Source organism: Cupriavidus sp. Agwp_2 (assembly GCF_040784895.1).
GTDB lineage: Bacteria > Pseudomonadota > Gammaproteobacteria > Burkholderiales > Burkholderiaceae > Cupriavidus.
The window spans coordinates 902377-920519 of sequence record NZ_CP088084.1; the positions used below are offsets into that span (position 1 = coordinate 902377).

At 62.4% G+C, this 18143-nt stretch carries 20 protein-coding genes; 5 read left to right on the forward strand and 15 right to left on the reverse strand.

Features of this window, described 5'->3' with window-relative positions; genetic code table 11:
- Positions 1–141 precede the first annotated feature (141 nt).
- Positions 142–744, reverse strand: a complete 603-nt coding sequence (locus tag LPA45_RS21845; protein ID WP_317925041.1) for an isochorismatase family cysteine hydrolase — start codon at positions 742–744, stop codon at positions 142–144.
- Between the two features lie 565 nt (positions 745–1309).
- Positions 1310–1579 carry a GTP cyclohydrolase gene (locus LPA45_RS21850; protein ID WP_116323441.1) on the reverse strand — a complete coding sequence of 90 codons (270 nt, stop codon included), beginning with the start codon at positions 1577–1579 and terminating at the stop codon, positions 1310–1312.
- 216 nt (positions 1580–1795) lie between these two features.
- On the opposite strand from LPA45_RS21850, the gene LPA45_RS21855 reads away from it, so the two are divergent.
- The gene (locus LPA45_RS21855; protein ID WP_116323440.1) at positions 1796–2653 is read left to right on the forward strand and encodes a transglutaminase family protein; all 858 of its coding nucleotides are present in this window, start codon (positions 1796–1798) and stop codon (positions 2651–2653) included.
- A gap of 93 nt (positions 2654–2746) precedes the next feature.
- Here the strand turns inward: LPA45_RS21855 and LPA45_RS21860 are convergent, their stop codons facing one another.
- Complete coding sequence (locus tag LPA45_RS21860; protein ID WP_158577755.1) at positions 2747–3649, reverse strand: PHB depolymerase family esterase; 903 nt, start codon at positions 3647–3649, stop codon at positions 2747–2749.
- Between the two features lie 256 nt (positions 3650–3905).
- Here LPA45_RS21860 and LPA45_RS21865 point away from each other — a divergent pair, with 256 nt between their 5' ends.
- A complete protein-coding gene (locus tag LPA45_RS21865; protein ID WP_199414730.1) occupies positions 3906–5024 on the forward strand; it encodes an AI-2E family transporter in 1119 nt (372 codons plus the stop codon).
- Positions 5025–5113: 89 nt separating this feature from the next.
- Here LPA45_RS21865 and LPA45_RS21870 read toward each other — a convergent pair whose 3' ends face one another.
- The 7 genes from LPA45_RS21870 to LPA45_RS21900 form a co-directional block, all read right to left on the reverse strand.
- Positions 5114–5764, reverse strand: a complete 651-nt coding sequence (locus tag LPA45_RS21870) for an RraA family protein (RefSeq protein WP_116323437.1) — start codon at positions 5762–5764, stop codon at positions 5114–5116.
- Entirely contained in the window at positions 5761–6423 is a 663-nt protein-coding gene (locus LPA45_RS21875; RefSeq protein ID WP_317925048.1) for an RraA family protein, read from the reverse strand. The genes LPA45_RS21870 and LPA45_RS21875 overlap by 4 nt, the downstream gene beginning before the upstream one ends.
- An 11-nt stretch (positions 6424–6434) precedes the next feature.
- Complete coding sequence (locus LPA45_RS21880; protein WP_116323436.1) at positions 6435–7103, reverse strand: RraA family protein; 669 nt, start codon at positions 7101–7103, stop codon at positions 6435–6437.
- A gap of 51 nt (positions 7104–7154) precedes the next feature.
- Positions 7155–8333 (reverse strand): YncE family protein, encoded by a 1179-nt coding sequence (locus LPA45_RS21885; protein WP_158577754.1) that lies wholly within the window; start codon positions 8331–8333, stop codon positions 7155–7157.
- Between the two features lie 17 nt (positions 8334–8350).
- Positions 8351–9319, reverse strand: coding sequence for a tripartite tricarboxylate transporter substrate binding protein (locus LPA45_RS21890; RefSeq protein ID WP_116323434.1), 969 nt, complete (start codon positions 9317–9319; stop codon positions 8351–8353).
- 65 nt (positions 9320–9384) lie between these two features.
- Positions 9385–9837: an aconitase X swivel domain-containing protein gene (locus tag LPA45_RS21895; RefSeq protein WP_116323433.1), complete on the reverse strand. Its 453-nt coding sequence runs from the start codon at positions 9835–9837 to the stop codon at positions 9385–9387.
- A 5-nt stretch (positions 9838–9842) separates the two neighbouring features.
- Positions 9843–11084, reverse strand: coding sequence for an aconitase X catalytic domain-containing protein (locus LPA45_RS21900; protein WP_317925051.1), 1242 nt, complete (start codon positions 11082–11084; stop codon positions 9843–9845).
- 161 nt (positions 11085–11245) lie between these two features.
- Between LPA45_RS21900 and LPA45_RS21905 the strand changes: the two genes are divergently transcribed.
- Positions 11246–12145 carry a LysR family transcriptional regulator gene (locus tag LPA45_RS21905; RefSeq protein ID WP_116323460.1) on the forward strand — a complete coding sequence of 300 codons (900 nt, stop codon included), beginning with the start codon at positions 11246–11248 and terminating at the stop codon, positions 12143–12145.
- Positions 12146–12199: 54 nt separating this feature from the next.
- Here the strand turns inward: LPA45_RS21905 and LPA45_RS21910 are convergent, their stop codons facing one another.
- Entirely contained in the window at positions 12200–12565 is a 366-nt protein-coding gene (locus LPA45_RS21910; RefSeq protein ID WP_116323431.1) for a VOC family protein, read from the reverse strand.
- Between the two features lie 480 nt (positions 12566–13045).
- Here LPA45_RS21910 and LPA45_RS21915 point away from each other — a divergent pair, with 480 nt between their 5' ends.
- Both LPA45_RS21915 and LPA45_RS21920 read left to right on the forward strand, forming a co-directional pair.
- On the forward strand, positions 13046–14044 hold the full coding sequence (locus LPA45_RS21915) for a tripartite tricarboxylate transporter substrate binding protein (RefSeq protein ID WP_317925050.1): 999 nt from the start codon (positions 13046–13048) through the stop codon (positions 14042–14044).
- A gap of 5 nt (positions 14045–14049) precedes the next feature.
- On the forward strand, positions 14050–14460 hold the full coding sequence (locus LPA45_RS21920) for a carboxymuconolactone decarboxylase family protein (protein WP_116323429.1): 411 nt from the start codon (positions 14050–14052) through the stop codon (positions 14458–14460).
- Between the two features lie 88 nt (positions 14461–14548).
- Here the strand turns inward: LPA45_RS21920 and LPA45_RS21925 are convergent, their stop codons facing one another.
- From LPA45_RS21925 to LPA45_RS21940, 4 genes are all read right to left on the reverse strand, one after another.
- Positions 14549–15940, reverse strand: coding sequence for an efflux transporter outer membrane subunit (locus tag LPA45_RS21925; RefSeq protein ID WP_116323428.1), 1392 nt, complete (start codon positions 15938–15940; stop codon positions 14549–14551).
- 10 nt (positions 15941–15950) lie between these two features.
- Positions 15951–17129, reverse strand: coding sequence for an HlyD family secretion protein (locus LPA45_RS21930; RefSeq protein ID WP_116323427.1), 1179 nt, complete (start codon positions 17127–17129; stop codon positions 15951–15953).
- Positions 17130–17585 (reverse strand): DUF3302 domain-containing protein, encoded by a 456-nt coding sequence (locus LPA45_RS21935; RefSeq protein WP_116323426.1) that lies wholly within the window; start codon positions 17583–17585, stop codon positions 17130–17132.
- Between the two features lie 69 nt (positions 17586–17654).
- Positions 17655–18005, reverse strand: coding sequence for a hypothetical protein (locus tag LPA45_RS21940; protein WP_233528441.1), 351 nt, complete (start codon positions 18003–18005; stop codon positions 17655–17657).
- Positions 18006–18143: the final 138 nt, after the last annotated feature.

The following is an 18143-nucleotide window of genomic DNA, read 5'->3' on the forward strand; positions in this document are numbered from 1 at the left end:
GCAGCACCAGGTGAAGTCAATGAATTCATTTGCCGAAGTTACCATAGGACGCCATCTCGTGCTCGGATGACGGCGGCTAGCTACCGGCATGCCGCGGGGATCGCCCGCATTGCTTGCCAACCGTCGAAATGCCAGCAAATGCTAGGCAAGCAACCGCAAGGCATCAGCGAGCGTGAGCACCGTTGTGCGCGAATCGAACGCCGTTGAAAAAAGATGATCGTGCACGACCTGATCTGGGTCGTAGCAGCAATCCTTGACGGTAAATAAACGGAAGTCCGCATCGCTCGCGTACGCGACCGACGACAGCACTACACCGGTTGACGCAATGCCGACCATGAGCAGGGTATCGATACCCTGCGCGGAAAGCCGCACCTGCAGGTCGGTACCAAAGAACACGCTGGCACGATGCGCGATGATGAGCGGCTCCGTGGCCAACTGGCCGAGTTCCGGCGAGATCTGGTCGTCGACGAAAAGACCAAGTCGCTTGATTCCCTGCCCGTTCCTGTTCAACGGACTGACTTCCGGATAGCCCGGCTGAAAGTGGATCTTGGCGAAATAGACGCTGACGCCCTTGGCCCGCGCAGCGTTACACAGCTTGCGCGTATTGGAGAGCAAAGTGGGCGCGACCGATGGAAACAACGCAAGGATGTCGGTCTGATAATGCATGACCACCAGAGCGGTTTGCGCTGGAACGATGGCCGGAATCCGCACGCTCACGCTATCCGCATCCGCGGCGCTTTCCATGGCCTGTTGATGGCCTGCTGAATCGACGGATCCACGTTCAACGGGTGGCGACATAAGGCTACGCGACAAAGTATGATGATCGACTCTACCACGACCAATCGGTCGACCGTTCCGGGTGGGCAATAAGCCATCCCTACGCTCGCCATGGAGTACCTTGCAATATGCGCCTCAGATCCGTGCAATTGCTCGCCGCCCTGGCCCTGCTGAACGCCTGCGCGTCGACGAACGGCGGTAGCCAGCCCGGCAAGACACCCGCGGGCGAGCCGCCTGGCGTGCCAGTTGGCCCCGCACGCGACTGCCAGGCAGAGGCAGCCGCGCTTCTCGGGGCCGCGCCCCTGTCTGTTGTGCGAGCCGTGTTTGATTCCTGCACAGCGGAAAGCCAAGTTCGCGAGCCGCGCAAGTGAGTCTGGACCTATTTGTTCCGGAAGCGCGTGCCTGATTCACCGGAACCTGTTGCGACAAAACCTGGAACAGTATTCGCGGCAATAATGGCAACCACCGTACCGGTCACTCGCGAGGTGGCCGGAATGCTCTTTCGATCAGCGCCTGTGGCATTGCCGACGGACTACTTCGCCTTGACGAAGGTGGACATGGCGTCGATCGCTTCCCTGGCGGACGACAAAGCCAGCGCGATGGCAGCGTGCGGCGCGTTTGCGAAATGCTGGATCAGCGGTGGCACCAGTCTCTGGGAGCCCATTCCTGTACTGACTTGCGTGATCGTCACAGTAGCGAGGAATCCCGGCTGAAGCGGCTCGCCATCGGGAACCGCACGGGGTGCGCGACGCACGTTCGCGGATACCCGGAAGCCTTTGTAGATTGCGTTGTTCTGAGACATGTTGGTCTCCTTTCATCACCGAGCATACGCTGAAAGCCAGGATGTGTCCGATTTCCGTTCCGCCACGAAGCAAACGCTTTCCATACGCCATGACAGGTATCGAACAAGAGACGTCGGAGTACGGCCTTGCTGCTCGCTGAGTCGCAGTACACTTACCTGGATGGCCAGAGTCAGTCCCACGGCCAGGACCGTCTCCACGTCGACGCAAGATCAGCAATGAACCGCCTTCGGTACTTGGTGAACCTGTCCTATAAGATCCTGGATCCCACGGCAGACTTTCTGCTGATTGTCGAAGCTGCCAAGACCGGAAGGCAGTCGGTTGTCTCCGAGCACCTTACGCTCACGCCACCGATCCACGCTGCCCGCTACACTGACCCGCTATGCAACCGCATGCTCAGGATTCGTGCGAGCCAGGGCCCACTGGCCATCCGCTATGAAGCTGTGGTGGACATCGACCATCGCCTGGACGATGGAGCGTCGCTGAACGAGGTGCCGGTTGCGGAGCTTCCCTTCGATGTGCTTTCGTACCTGGCACCCAGCCGCTATTGCGAATCTGACCGCATGATGGAGTTCGCCCTGCGCGAGTTTGGCAGCATGCCGCGGGGCTATTCGCGTGTGTATGCCATACGGGAGTGGGTACGCAACCATGTGCGCTTTCTCTCGCGCTCCACCAATGAGCGCACTTCGGCAATCGATACGATTGTCGAGCGCACCGGAGTTTGCCGGGATTTTTCCCACCTGATGATCGCAATTTGCCGCGCCCTGAGTATTCCCGCCCGTATGTCCAGCAGCCTGGACTACGGCGCGGATCCAGCGATGGGCGCACCCGATTTTCACGCGGTGGTCGAGGTGTATCTTTCGGGCGGCTGGTATCTGCTCGATCCGTCAGGCGTTTCCATTCCGACCGGCCTGCTGCGCATCGGCACCGGCCGGGATGCCGGCGACATTCCGTTCGCCGCCATATTTGGCAAGGTCGAGTCGGAGCGTCCCTATATCGAAATCCAGGCAATGCCCGACCCCGCTGCCGGGATTGGCATGCCGCTGGCAACGACAAGCGCCATCTCGACCTGGTAGCAGGCACCAGACGGCCACCATCGCGCTAATTTACACGCGGTGCTGGCAAGAACTTCAACCCGGCCGGCATGAAGCTGCGCGCACGCATGGAACTCAGTGAAGGCCGGACGTGCCGCACAAAGTCTGAACCATCGACGCTATGCTCTGCATCTGCCCACCGGCACGAAGATGGAAATCCGGGTCACTATATCCCCACCAGTCCCAGGCACCTAATGGGTTAAAGGCTGACATACTGTATGACCTCGACACTTGAGGATACAGGACGATCAGGTCATTGGCTTCTGCCCACTCGTTGTAGCCTGCCATCCTCGCGAAGCCGTCGCCAATGTCGTCGAGCGTTTGCTGGCAGCCATGTAGTGCGACGTGAAGGCCGCACTTTCGCCCCGCCAACGCCGCGATCGGAAGGTAGACCAGGCCTCTTTCCGCCAGGCCGTAACACCGCGATGCATCATTGAATTCTAGTTGAGAGAACGCGCGCAACTCGCCCGGCGCGGAAGACGCTCGGTTGCGCAGAGGTCCGTATAGATGGGCCAACAAGCTACCGGCAGCATCGAAACCACAATTGGAGAAGTACGGCGGCAACTCTTCCTCACATGCAACAGGCATGGCATGCCCCACCTCCAGGTCGTACACGTACTCCAATGCGCTGCGATTCCCGCACTCGTCATAGAACGATACCAATGCTTCCGCTGCCGAGCGGGAGGAAATCGTGTCGGCACGACCGTGAAACACCCAAACGCGCGAGGAACGCAGGTTAGCCAGCGGTGCGATCTTCCCCTCGGCGTCAGCCTCTCGCGCGACCGAAATGGAGAAGGCAGTATCCGGAAGTCCAGTCAGCCCGAGTACAGAGGACAAAGCGTGGCTCAAGCTACCTTTTGACGCAAAGTATGGACCGCCTGCTATAAACGCAGCGCCCTTGAACATCTCCGAGTATGCAACGTGGAGCTGATGCGCCATGAACGCTCCAGCCGACAGTCCTGAAATCGTCACCAGCATTGGGTCAACCCTGAATCCCGCTAACGAGCTAGACATGGCGCTTCCTCGCTCCTTGGTGAAGTGAGACAACTCCGTTGTTGCGTATCACTAGACCACATAGGACCGCCCAACGATGTAGGGCACAGGAAGCATGCCCGGTAGGAAATCGCCGACACGTACTAAGCTGTGTCGGGATGCCGGAGACTCGTGGTCATTCCTGCCCTGGCTGCTATGATCTTCCGCAGCGCTGCTCGTCATATGCCGTATTGCCGAATTCATGGACAATCCAATGCGCAATCTGAAAGGCTTTTACATCCTTCTGTTCGCTGTCTCCGTTGCGTTCATCTGGATCCTGTTGCCCTTCTTCAGTGCGATCCTCTGGGGCACGATACTCGCGATCCTATTTCATCCGATGCACCGCAAACTGACGGTGAGATTTGGCAACCGGGAAAATGTCGCTGCGCTGACGACCCTGCTTGTCTGCCTGCTGATGGCCATTGTTCCGGTCTTCCTGATGATTGCCACACTCGCCCAGGAAGTCGCGTTTGCCTATAACCAGATCAAGACAGGCGAGTGGAATTTCGGACAGTATTTCCGGACGGCAGTACAGGCCTTGCCGGCTTCCGTTGCGAACTGGCTGGGCGAAATCGGATTGGCCGACGTAGCGGGGTTGCAAGCGAAACTGACCGAAGGCGCCGCCCGGATCAGCCAGTTCATGGCGGCCCAGGCTGTCACCATTGGGCAGAACACGCTGCAGTTCGCTGCCGGCCTTGGCATCATGCTTTACCTGGTGTTCTTCCTGCTGCGTGATGGCACGATCATTTCGCACCGCATCCGCGAGGCCGTGCCACTAGATGAAGCGCATACTCGCAGGCTGGTCAGCCGGTTCACCACGGTAGTCCGCGCAACGGTCAAGGGCAACGTCGCAGTGGCCGTAATCCAGGGAATACTGGGCGGCCTGGCTTTCCTGCTGCTGGGAATCAACGGGGTGTTGCTATGGGGCACGCTGATGGCGTTTCTCTCCCTGCTACCGGCCATCGGTGCTGCACTGGTCTGGGGTCCGACGGCGGTTTATTTTTTGCTGGCAGGCCCGGTTTGGAAAGGGATCGCGCTCATTGCCATCGGCACCCTTGTTATTGGCGCCGTGGACAACTTGCTACGCCCTCTCCTTGTCGGCAAGGACACCAAGCTGCCGGACTGGGTCGTCCTGATTTCGACATTGGGCGGCATGTCCGTTTTCGGCATCAACGGCTTTGTGATAGGTCCTCTGATCGCCGCTCTGTTCATCTCCTGCTGGGATATTTCGGTAATTGAAGAGCGCGACGACACAACGGTACCGGAATGCCCGCCGCCGGAAACAATGCCCATCCCGGACCACCATCATCCAGATAAGTGAGTTTCGTGCCTTTCTGCTTACGCAGCACCTACCCCTTGCGAATCAAGGGTAGCTGCAGTTGCACCGGCAAACCCTGCGGGCCTGGGCCGTCACGTACCTTCCCGCCAGCGGGACAAGCCCATCAGGTCAAGCGTCGTACGCCCCTGGCGCAGTTCGTCCATCATCCCTGCTTCCTTGTCGAAGCGAGCCTGACCCTGGGCCAGGGTCGCCTCGACATGCGCCGCCGGAATGACAACCACGCCATCATCGTCCGCCACCACCAGGTCGCCGGCGGCTACCGGGGTACCCGTGAAGCTGAGGGGCTGCCCCACCGACGGGACACTGGCCTTGATTGTTCCGCGCACGGAGATCCCGCGCGAAAACGCCGGGAAGCGCCGAGCGGTCAGTGCCGCGATATCGCGCACGCCGCCGTCGATCACCAGTGCGGCGATGCCGGCCGCCTCGGCCGCGACCGTCAGCACTTCGCCCCAATAGCCTGCCACGAAGCCGCCTGTGGACACGACCAGGATGCTGCCGCACGGCGCTTTTTCCATCGCGACGTGAATGGCCAGGTTGTCGCCCGGTGCGCATTCCAGCGGGTAAGCGGGACCGGCAACCGAGGCGCCGGGCCAGATGGTTCGGACCAGTGGATCGACCGCGCTGGTGGGCAGGCCCGAGGCCTCATAGAGCGTGGACGAGCCCAGCTTGCGCGCCAGCTCAAGGGTGGCGCCGCTGTATGGGGTGTGGGATGCGGTCATCATGCTTTCCTTTGCAGCGTGTGGTAGCCCAGCACTTCGCGCGCCTCGCCCAGGGTCTTGCCTTGTGCGATCTGCGCGCGGATCTGGGCTTCTACGCCTTCGATCTGCCGCGTGACGTCCGCCACTTCCCGGGCGCGTTCACGCGGTACCACCACGACACCGTTGGCGTCCGCCACCACGATGTCGCGCGCGGCTACGCGAGCGGTGCCGATGGACACCGGCACGCCCACGGCCTCGACCTGCACACGGTCCTTGCCGGTGCGCATGAAGCGGCCTTTGGTGAACAGCGGGTAGCCATCGCCCAGCGCCTTGGAGACGTCGCGGCAGACACCGTCGATGACGGTGGCGCCGATCCGGCGCAGGCCGGCGTACTGGGTCATGATGTCGCCCCACACGGTGCAGTCGGTGCGGCCGTCGTTGTCGATCACGATGACGTCGCCCTCGGCCACCTCATCGATAAAGTCGCCGACCGACCCGGCCGGCGTGGTCGCCGACACATACTTGACAGTAAATGCCGGACCGACGACCGTGCCCTTGTAGTTGTCCAGCGGCGCGATGCCCAGGCATTGGCCGGGCAGGCCCAGCTTGTCCATGGCATCGGATACGCCTGGGGTATCCAGTCCTTCGAACAGGGCTACCAGTTCCTTGTCTTCTGCGCGCATGGCGGGTGCGTTCATTTCGTGCCTCCTTGATTGATGGCTTCAAACTCTTTGTCGTGCATGACTTCCGCGACCGGGCGGCCGGTGCGCACCGCGGCCACCATGCCGTCCTGGCGGCGCGCGATGCGTTCGCCAAGGCCGAGCACCTCTTCGATGCGCGCTGCCGGCACGAACACCGCGCCGCAGCGGTCGGCGATCACGTAGTCGTCCTGGCGCACCGTCACGCCCCTGACCTGCACCGGCTCGCCCGAGCCGGTCTGGATCACGCGGTTGCGCGCGCTGATCATGGTGATGCCGCGGCCGTAGACCGGGTAGTCGATCGACTCGCTGCCCTCGATGTCGCGGCTGTAGCCGTCGATGACGGAACCCCTGATCTTCTTCGCACAGGCCGCATTGGCGAGGATGTCGCCCCAGCACGAGATGCCATCGACACCGCCAGCGATCACGAGTACGCGGTCATCGGTGTCCACCGCGTCAATCACCGGCGAAATCAGGTGCACCGTGGGCCTGGCATCGGTCTTGGGCCCGAGCTGGATCGTGCTGGCGCGGCCCACGATCTTCGGGCAGTCCCACAACGGCAGCAGGCCATGCGTGGCGCCGGGCAATCCCAGGAAATCAAGCGCGTCGGAGACCGTATTGGTGTCGAGCGCGGCAAGGCGCTCAAGCAAGGAAGGCTGTTTCATTTGATGAATCCCTCAAAGATTGGTGATGACATTCGGCAGGCCGCTGTTGCTTCAGCGCCAGAGCTTGAGCGCGGCGGGGGCGCCATCGAGCTGCACGCGCTCGCCGCTGTCGGCCAGCGTGCCGCCCACGTTCCGGTAAAGGCGTATCTGACGGTTGGCGGCGTCCTGCACCAGCACCGCGTTGCCGTCCGGCGTGAAGGCATGGCCTTGCAGCCATTGCCCGCCAGCCAGCTGCGCGGCCTGCCGCAGACGGCCGCCTTCGATGCTGAACAGGCGATAGCGCGCGGTGCCATGGAAGGCAGAAGCCTGCGGCTTGTTGCTGCCATCGATGACGGTCACGCCGACCAAGCGCCCGTCGGGCGAAAAGAAGATGCCTTCCGGCGTCTGCCCCACGGTGACCGTATCGACCACGCGCGGCGGTTGCACCCGCAGGTCGATAAGGCTGATCGTGTCGGCGTCGCCCTGCCCCGCGCCGAGGTTGGTCACTGCGGCCCACGCGCCGTCCGGCGACACGTCGAGTCCATAAGGACGCAGGCCGGCATACAATTCGCGCGGGTCGAGCGTGACCGAGCGGCCGTCGATGGCCAGCAGGCTGACGCGGTTATCGCCATCGCGGCTCACGAGGGCACGGCGGCCATCTGGTGTAAAGGCGACGTGCGCCGGACCAGACTTGTCACCGAGCTGCAGCTTGCCGACGGCCTGTACCTGCTCCCCCTCGATGGCGAGCACGGAAACGGAGCCCTCGGTGCGATTGGCGACCAACGCCAGCGTGCCGGCCCGGTTGATCGAGATGCCGGATGCGCCGGCGCCGGTCCGCACGTTGCCGACGACGCGCGGACCGGCGCCGGGATCCAGCGCCACCACCGACACGAGGTCGAACGTGGCCACCTTGGTCGCATCGGAAGGGTCGCGTCGCGTCGCCGCGCTGACCAGCGCCAGGCGCCCGCCGGGGGCGATGGCGATGGAGCTGGGCGGCCCGACCAGCGAGGTCGGCATCTCGATCTGCTGCGCCACGCGCAGGCGTCCATCGGCAAGCTCGACGACGGCCAGGGTGTCGCCCGCGTTGCGCACCACGGGCTTGCCGTCGACCAGCCCGGCGCGGCCATCCTGCACGGAGAGAAAGTAAGCGGACGGCTTGGGGGCTACGGGTGTACCGGCGCACGCGGCGAGCGTACCGGCCACGGCGGCGGCCAGCGTGCAGCGCAGGAGGAATGACTGAGCATTGGTCATGGTCATGCGCCTGCGCTTTATTCGACGCTCGCGCCCGAGAGCTTGACGAGCTTGCCCCACTTGTCGATTTCCTGGTCGAGGATCTTCCTGAACTCCGCCGGCGTATTGCCCACCGGCGTGGAGCCCTGGTCGGCCAGCGTCTTGCGGAAGGTCGGGTCCTGCGCAACCTTCTGGATCGCCGCGGCCAGCTTGTCGACCACGGCCTGCGGCGTAGCCGCGGACGCGAAGACGCCGTTCCAGAGCGTCACCTCGAATCCCGGCAGCACCTCGCCGACCGCGGGCACGTTGGGCAGGCGTGACGAGCGGCTTTTGGTCGTGACGCCGAGGGCGCGCAGCTTGCCGCTGTCGATGAACGGCAGCACCTCCACCATGGGCGAGAACACCGCCTGGATCTGCCCGCCGATCAGGTCGGCATTGGCGGGCGCACCGCCCTTGTAGGGAACATGAAGCATTTCGGCATGCGCCATGCTGTTGAACAGCGCTCCGGACAGGTGCGACGCCGTGCCGTTACCGGCGGAACCATAGCTGACGGGTCCCTTCTTCTGCCGGACATATTCAACGAACTCCTGCAGTGTCTTGGCCGGCACAGCGTTGTTGATGGTGAGCACGTTCGGGATCAACGCCACCTGCGATACCGGAACCAGGTCCTTGCGCAGGTCGAAACCCATGTTCTTGTAGAGCGTGACGTTGGTGGCGATCGTGCTGGTGGCCATCAGCAGCGTGTAGCCGTCCGGCGCCGCCTTCGCCACGTAGGCAGCGCCGATGTTGCCGCCGGCACCGGCCCGGTTTTCCACGATGACCTGCTGCTTCAGTTCCTTGCCAAGTTTGTCGGCAAGCAGGCGCGCGGTGGAATCGGTGCTGCCGCCGGGGGCAAGCGGCACGACCAGCGTGATCGGCTTTTTCGAAGGCCAGTCGCTGGCCTGGGCGGTGAAAGTCGCAAACGCCGCGCAGGCGGCAACAGCGACGTGGACGAAACGTCGGGTCATGGTTGTCTCCGGTAATGGTTTTATGTGCGCTGCTGCGTGCGGTCAGCGCAATCGAACTGGATGCGCTATGCCGCCGGGGGCGTGGCTTCCTGGTGCTTCTTTTTAGTGGTCACCGAAACGATGCCGGCATCCGCATCCATCTCGACAAGATCCCCGGTGGAAATGGCAAGCGTGGGATCCTGATCCAGTCCGGCGACGACCGGGATATTCCCGATAATCGCGCCGATCGTGGTGATCGCTTCGGGAGTCACCTGTACGAAGGCAACCGGGGCGGTGCCGCGCGACACCATGTCGTAAATCTTGTACGAGCCGCCGGTGGAGCCCTTCCCCGTCAGGAACACCAGCACCTTGCCGGCAATACTGACACCCTCCAGTTCATGGCCGGGCTCGGTGACGATGCCGGTCATGTTGTCGACCCCGCCATTGAAGCTGATCGCTTCCTTGGTGACGACAGCCTCTCCGCTGGCCTTGCCCGTGACGATCTTGCGTCCCTTCAGAACGAATTGATGGGTCGTCATGCTGATTACCTCCAGACGCCGGCAACTGCGGCCTTTATTACGCGATCCAGATTCCCATAGTGGGTAAGGAGTCCAAACTGGCCGGGCGCATAAAATGCCATCTTTGCCGAGTTGGTGGTGAGGGTCTTGTATCCCTTGTTCGGCGCAATGACCCGGCTGCGGGCCAGGAACGGGCAGGTTTCCCGCACCACGGTGCCGCCGGCATCCTCGATCGTCTTGATGTAGCCAACCCGTTCGGCCATGGCGTACATGGCGCCTGCCGTGGTGACCCAGAGCGAGACATCAGGATGGACTTTCTTGCCCTCCAGGGCTTCCGCCACTTCCCGAATCTCCTGCACGGAAGCATTCGGACAGCCGACCAGGATCCAGTCCACATGGTCGGATGGCTCCTTGTTCAAGGCAGCCTCTGCCTGCGCCTTCTCTGCCTCGCCGAACACAAGCACCTTCTCCGGCTCGCGGCCGCCGAATGCGTCTTCGAGCGTTGGCGCCTCCGGTGTCACGCCGACCGCATGAAACATGCTCACCGAAGCGGAGGCCGCCAGCGCAGCGCTCAGTGCCTTGAACTGTTCCACCGTCGGGTCCGACGGAATGCCCGTAAACACCGGCGTATCCTGCCCCGCGATCTTGCCGGCGAAATAGCCGAGCGTCCCGTAGTCGGTCATGTCATCGAGCGGCGTCTCGACCTTGACCAGAAACTTGCCGTAACGGTTTTCCTTCAGGTGGAATCCATACTCAGGTGTGCGGCCGGTAAGGGCCGAGGCAAGCCCGCTGGGCCCCCCTTCCCGATTGGTCCGGGCGCCGCAAACGGAGTTGGCGAACACGACGGCTGACGACTCTCCCCATGCCATATGCTCGCCAAAGCGCGGCAGGTTCCCGACCAGGTAAGGAATGCAGGTATTGCAGGTATTGGCGCCCATCCCGGCATAGGCATCGGTCAGCCGCGCCTGCAGGACGCTGTCCGACTCGGGAATGCCGATCTGCTGCCACTGCGTGGGATCGACAGCCGTAGGATTGGTTGTGACCCGGGTAACGAACGTACCGCCCTGCTTGCGGATATCTTCAACGAACCTCGTACCGGCTTCCTCGGCGACCAGCACCGAGGAACCCGCCATATGCACGTTGTTGACCGGAACGAGCCTTGCGGCACCAAAGCTTTCGCCGAGGGCAACCAGGATCTCCATTGCCTTCTTGACGGCGAGGCCCTTGTCCCCGTTCAACATCCCGGTTTCTTCTTCAGTCAGCAACATACCTGTGTCTCCATGCTGGAAGCCCGAGTCGCATTGGAGCGGTACTGGGGCGGAATCGATGCACTCATTCTGGTACTCGATCTCGATCAAAAAAAGCGATAAATTGGAATCTGTACACATTCCATGAATCGATACATAGGAAGTCGGAGGTGAGCGCCGTGATGACGTTCAAGCAACTGGAGGCGGTCTACTGGGTGGTACAACTCGGCGGCTTCGCGCAAGCCGCGAACAAGATGCACACCACGCAATCGGCCGTATCGAAGCGAGTGCAGGAGCTGGAGGCACTGTTCGAGACGCCCTTGTTCGATCGCTCGTTGCGATCGGCGCGGCTGACTGAAAAGGGAGAGGAGATGTTCCTGCTGGCCAAGCGGCTGCTCGAGCAGCGCGACGCGGCGGTCGAACAGTTCCAGCGCCCGGAGGTACTCGAGCGTCACGTCCGTATCGGCGTCACCGAACTGACGGCGATGACCTGGCTGCCGCGCCTGGTGAGCGCGATCCAGGCCAGCTATCCGCGAGTGATCATCGAGCCGCACGTCGACGTCAGCGTCGTGCTTCGCGACAAGCTGCTGGCCGACGAAGTAGACCTGATGATCGTCCCCGATGTGTTCAGCGACCAGCGCTTCCTGTCGACGCGCGTTGGGGTCGTCGAAAATGCGTGGATGTGCAAGCCCGGGCTGACAGGCCGTCGCCATCGGCTGCGCATGCACGAGCTGGCTGCGCATCGGCTGCTGACGCAGGATGACCGGTCGGGGACCGGCCAGCTTTACAACCGCTGGCTGAGATCGATAGGCGTGAACCAGGAGAACACGCTGTTCAGCAACAGCGTGGTTGCCATCATCGGCCTGACGGTCTCGGGTATGGGCATCAGCTATTTGCCCAGGAAGTGCCTGGCGCCGATGGTCGATGCTGGCGCGCTGGAGGTTCTTTCTGTAAGCCCCGCGTTGCCGCCAGCGCCGTATGCCGCCATCTGCAAGAGCGACAGGAAGAGCCTGCTTGTATCGTCAATTGTCACGCTGGCTCAGGAGACCTGCGACTTTGGCCAGATGTTCCAGACCGGGTGAACGACTTCCTGGGTCGACGGACGTCCATCACTCGCCCTCGGCCCAAGGCCGACACTAACCCAGGTCTTGCCCAATGCGCCACAACACGCTTGTGGGATCGACAATGCAGAAATCCCGAATGCCCCAGGGCTGATTCTGCGGCGGCTCGACTCGCACTCCGTAGCGCCTGGCCAGTTCTTGCGAAACCACCCTTTCCCACCATGCTTCTACGTCCGCCACCAGCATGTGCATCATGAAGTTTTCGGCGTGCTCCTTCACGTAGAAGTTCTGTAGCAGGAAACTGCAATTGCCTGCGTTGAAGTAAGCCATCTCAGCGGAAAGCAAGGTCTCATTGAACCCGAGATCGGAATAGAAGCGACGCGACAGCGCAAAGTCCCGTGCCGGGACGTAGGCCTTGATTTCTATGGTTTCCATTCCCATGGTCTTTCCTTATAGAGAACTACCGATAAAAATTTTGAAGTTCAGCTCTTGCACCGAGTGTAGCGCGTCCCCGTGAGCATCGCTGCCCCCATCGTAGATGAATTGCTGCGCAACCTTGAAATAGTTCTTCAGCACCCCCGTACGAATCAACCCATCGTTTCTCCTTCACCGGGGAGTAACCCGGATCCGTTCCTTCAGGGAAAACCCGGTCACCTCCAACAGTCTGTCATGAAATGAGACATGAACGTCATGAAGTGAGAGAAACCAACTGACCCGTGATTACTAGACTAATCCCGGCTCGACCTCAACAACATCGTCGCGGCGCCGATAGCCAAGCCCTCCTGTCAAGGAGAACGAAATGCATTTTCTGGAAGATTCGCTGCACCCGGAGAACCTGGACAAGGTCGTGATCACGGTGGTCCCGTCATTCGCACCTCCACCGCATACGACGCCGTAACAACACCTACGCAAAGGGCGAAAATGACCTCGAACATCATTCGAATCGCACGCCGGACCTGCATTGCAACGCTGTTGTCCGCCCTGCCCCTCTCCAGCGCGCTGGCGGAAGGGGATTGGCCCAATCGCCCCATTCGCATCCTCGTTCCGGCTCCGGCGGGAGGCGCATCCGACATGATCGCACGTACGATTGCGGAGAGCATGCGCCAGAACCTCAGACAATCCGTGGTGGTTGAAAACAAGCCCGGCGCGGGCGGCATCATTGCCACGGACGCCATGCTCGGCGCGCCACGCGATGGCTACACATTCGTGCTGTCTCCCAACTCGCTGGTGACGGAGAACCCGTACAGCTACAAATTCCGCTTCGATCCGTTCAAGGATGTGGTACCGGTCGCTGAAGTGGCCAGCGTGCCGCTGGTGCTGGTCGCCGACCCTCGCCTGCCGGTCACCAATGTCAGCGAGATGGTGGCCTACGTGAAGGCACATCCGGGAAAGGTCTCCTACGCGTCCTACAGTCCGGGTACGCTTTCTCACATCAAAGGCATGCAGTTCAACAAGGCGGCCGGGCTGGACATGGAGCACGTCGGCTACAAAGGCTCGCCCCCTGCGCTCACCGACCTGATGGGCGGCCAGATTCAGTTCATGTTTGACGGCATGGGCACCGCGCTTGCGCTCGTGAAACCCGGCAAGGTCCGGGCGCTGGCGGTGACATCGGCCGAGCGTTCGCCGTTCCTGCCCGATGTGCCGACAATGGCGGAAGCGGGCTACCCCGATCTCAGCCAGATCATGGGCACCAGCGTCTGGTCCACGCCCGACGTGCCGGCTGCCATCCGCGGCAAGCTGCAGCAGGAGCTACTCAAGGCCGTCTCATCCCCTTCGGCGAAGAGCCAGCTTGCGGCACTTGGAATGAACGCAGGAAGTCCCACGCAGACGACCGCCGGCCTGGAGAAGATGCTCAAGCGGGAGAACGAGCGGACAGGTCAGGCACTGCGTGCCATCAACTACAAGCCCTCCTTGAACTGACCGCCATGCACGACGACAAGTACACCGGCACAAGCACCCTGCCAGCCACGCCCATCAGCGACAGCTTGCGCGCGAGCGGCTATTGGAATCCGGAGTGGAACAGCTTCACGGAGCTCGACCCCGTCTGGACCGAGAAATTCCTCGACATGGCCATGCATCCGATGACCAAGGGGCTGATAGAGCCAAAGGTCTGGGAGTTCATCTCCATAGCCGTCGATGTATCCTGCACGCACATGTACGGTCCTGGTACGCGGCGCCATATCCGCCGCGCACTCGAGCTCGGCGCCACCAAGGAAGAGATCGCCGCTGTCCTTCAGGGCGTTAGCGTTCTGGGCTTGCACGCGAACAGCATGGGTGCGCCGATGCTGCTCGAAGAAGTCGCGCGCTTTGACGCGCATGCTCAAGGCAACAAGTGAATCTCTTCCATCAAGGAAAAGCATGCCAGTCAGCCTCATGCGCTGACTGGCATGCTTTTTCGGCCCTTCAGCGTTTTCACCGACAGCATCAGATCTGCCCTTTGCTGCTCCAGTCTCCCCCTAGCGCCAACAATAGCGCGATACGCTGATTGAGATGATCGCCCCGCACGTTGATCAGATCCATCTCGGCAGCCAGCAGTTTCTGCCGAACCCTCAGGACCCCGCGCGGGTCGGAAGCACCAATGCTTGCGCGTGCCTCCTCGCGCTGAACCAATAGCTGGCTCTCGTTCACCCGATCCTGCAGTTGCCTGGTGCGGTCTGCAAGATTCGATTCAGCACGCAACCCCGCATCGACCTCGCCCAGTGCCTGCAGGGCATTGTTGCCATAGGCGATCATGGCGGCCTTCTGCTCGGCGCTGTAGTAGTCCGCCCTGGCCTTGAGCTCTCCCCCCGTGAACAGCGGCGCGAAGAACGCGCCGTTCAGTCCCTTGATCGGAGTGCCGGCCTGGTTGAGCAGCAGCACGTCGCTACGGATGCCGGTAATGGCCGCGCTGATAGAAATGCTTGGCAGCCGCGCTGCCTCGGCGGACTGCCTCAGGTCGAAGGCCGCGGCGACGCGGTGTGCCGCAGCCGTCAAGTCCGGCCGGCGATCAAGCAGATCCGCAGGCAAGCCTGCCTGCGGGGCGACGGGCATGGCGGGCAGCTCCAGCTTCGCCACGCTATCTCCGATTTCCCCGGCAGGGTATCGGCCCAGCATCAACTCCAGGGCTTGCGCAGCCTGGCTTCTGGCCAGTTCGGCCTTCCGGAGCGCATCCACCTGCGTGCGCAGCGCATTCTTCGCTTCCACCGGTTCGGTGTCCGGTGCCGCACCAATGGCAACCCGCCGCTCGCTGATCTGCACCAGTTGCTCCTCTACGGCCACGGCCTGTCGCTGCCGGTCCTCCAGCTTTGCGGACCGGATCAGTGTGAACCATGCCTTGGCAGTAGTTGCTGCGACGACGCGCTGCGCCCAGAGATATTCGTCCAAGGTAGCGGCGTACTGGGATTTTGCGGCACGCGATTGTGCGCGTATGCGGCCCCAGAGATCGATCTCCCAGCTCGCACCAATCGAGAGGAACTGGGTTTCCGATTGCCCGGCCCTGCCCTTCACGCCCGCGCTCGGTAACAGGCCGCTGCTTTGCATGGTAACGAGTGCCTGCGCCTGCTCGACGCGCACCGCTGCCAGCCTGAGATCGCCGTTGTGCGCGATCGCTTCCCGGGCCAGCCGATGCAGCTCGGCATCGTCGAAGCTTGCAAGCCAGTCGTCCGCGGGCTCGCCTGCTTCGGCCGAGCTTGCCCAGGTGCGCTGCCCTTCAAGCGCCGGGACGGCCTGGTCTCGAAGGCTGGCGCTATCCGGCGGCGCCTGCAAGGCGCAGCCGAAGAGCATGGCAAGCGGCAGCGCCAGCAGTACCGGAATGGTCTTGTTGAAAGATGACGACACAGGCTTGCCTTTAATGGAGCTTGAATACCAGATAGTTCAGCTTGGAACTGACGCGCAGGAAGACCATCCGAACGATATGGAACATCTTCATGTGCGTGGTGTAGACGGCACCCGCGCCGACAGCCCCGACCGGAAGCATCTGGCCCTTCGATTCGTCGCGCAGGTCCAGCTTGACCGCGAACCGGTTCGGCACGGCTTCCGTGGCACCAGTGTTCGGAATCATTCCACCCTGCGCAAACTGGCCTTGTGATTGCGCCCAGACGATCGAATCCACCTTTGCCTTGATGATTTCACCCGGATGCGTCGGCAGGTAGATCTCGGCGAAGTCGCCCGCCCTGACGTTGTAAAGCTCGTTCTGCCTGTAGAAGGCGACCACTTCCTGCTCGTCCTCAACGAAGCTGAATGCCGGCGAGAACGGAAACGGGACCAGCATCGTGCCCACGCGCACCTGCAGGTTCACCACCTTGCCGTCGGCGGGCGCCCGGTACTCGGTTTGGCCAAGTTCCCATCGGGCGTTCTCGAGCATGACCTCGGTTTCCGCACGCTTGGCGCGCGCCGTGGCGATGGCGGCGAATTCCCCCTGGCTCCTGGCCGAAAGCCTCTGCCTGGCCTCGTCCTCGACGGCTTGAGCGCTGACCAGTTCGCCTTCCAGTTCGTGCCGCCGCGCCAGGGCATCTTCCCGGTCGAACTTCGATCCGGCCCCTGCCGCGAGCAGTGCCTCATGTTCTGTGAGCCGCTGTCGGGCGAGCGACAGCTTGGCTTGTACCGTGGCAACCTTGCCGGCCGCTCCGCGCACTGACTCGCTGAGCTGGCGAGCGGCGGCCTGCGCTTCGGCAAGCGCGGCGTCGTCCGCCATCAACCTGCCCTCAAGCTGCCTGACCGAGGCCTGATAGGGCGTCGGGTCGATGCGCAGCAGGACATCGCCCTTCTTGTAGTGCCGGTTACCCTCGGCCGGAAGATCGACAATGCGCCCCCTCACCTGCGGCACCACCTGGAGCACCTTGCCGACCACCCTGACATCATGGGACGAAGGTGCCACCACGTTCAGCGTCAGGACCAGCAGCGTCAGCGCGACCACCGGAATCGTGACCACGATGACCATGGACGTCGTGTTCCATGGCAGCCATTTGAACTTGAAGAAGACCAGCCAGACGGCCAGCGCGTAGATAGCAAGCAGCAGCGCATCCATTCAGCTCTGCTCCCCTGCGCCGGACGCAGCGCCGCGTGCCGGCGCCCGCAGGGACGCGACGTTCCCGGGCCGGCCGATGGGGGCATGTCCCGCGCCTCGCGCGGCTTCGTCTTCCGGCAGTTTGTCGGTGCCATAGGCCGCCCGGTAGAACACCGGCTTGGTGTGTGCCCAGAGCCACGCCATCGGCCACAGCAGTCCGCCGAAGAAAAGCGAAAGCAGGCATAGCGCATGGATGGCTTCCCTTTGCGGATGCTGCTTCCGGTGAGCGACCTTGTCCGGCCAGATATGCAGCATCCAGAACAGGTAGATGGCTGCAAGCGGCACAAATATCACCACCACCCAGGAGATGGCATTGGCGGCGCTCTCCAGGGCCTTTCCGCTGAGGAAGGAGGCGAACGCTGGTTCATGCATTGCCAGCAGGCTAAGGCCCGCCAGCAGATATTGACGCAGTTTCATCGGGGAAGTAGAGAGATCGGGCACCAGGGCCCGGTGTTTGACTTGCCAGGTACTCGGTTGCGTTGAGAACTACAGCGTGCTGGTCGAGGTAGTACCCGCTGATTCGCTGCGGCTGTTCCTGGCGGCGCTGTCCGGCATGCGCCCGGCTTGCCGGCCGGATTCTGCATCCGTCGGGCAGCTCCGGCACGGGCTGGCTGAAACCTGCCCGGATGACCGTTCGCTGTTGCCGGCTGGCGCATCGTCCGCGTACAGGAGGTTGTACTTGCTCTGGCCGGGATTGCTGGCGGCACGGCAGGCCGCGGATTGCAGGCCGGCGCCGGTACCTGAGCAGGCCTCCGGCTGCGCGGCGGTGTCTCGCTGCCCTTGAGCGGGCAGGATCTGCGCGTACGATTGCGCGGCGCCGGCAATCAGCAGGGCCATGACAAGGTTGGGCACCCCACGACCGCGCGCGCCCGCGCCCGCTCTCGAGACAGCCGAAAGGCAGTGCTTGATCATTCCTGTAGTTCCTTTGAAGTGGGTCAGATACCGTCGACGCAAACCGGCGCGGCCAGTCAGATC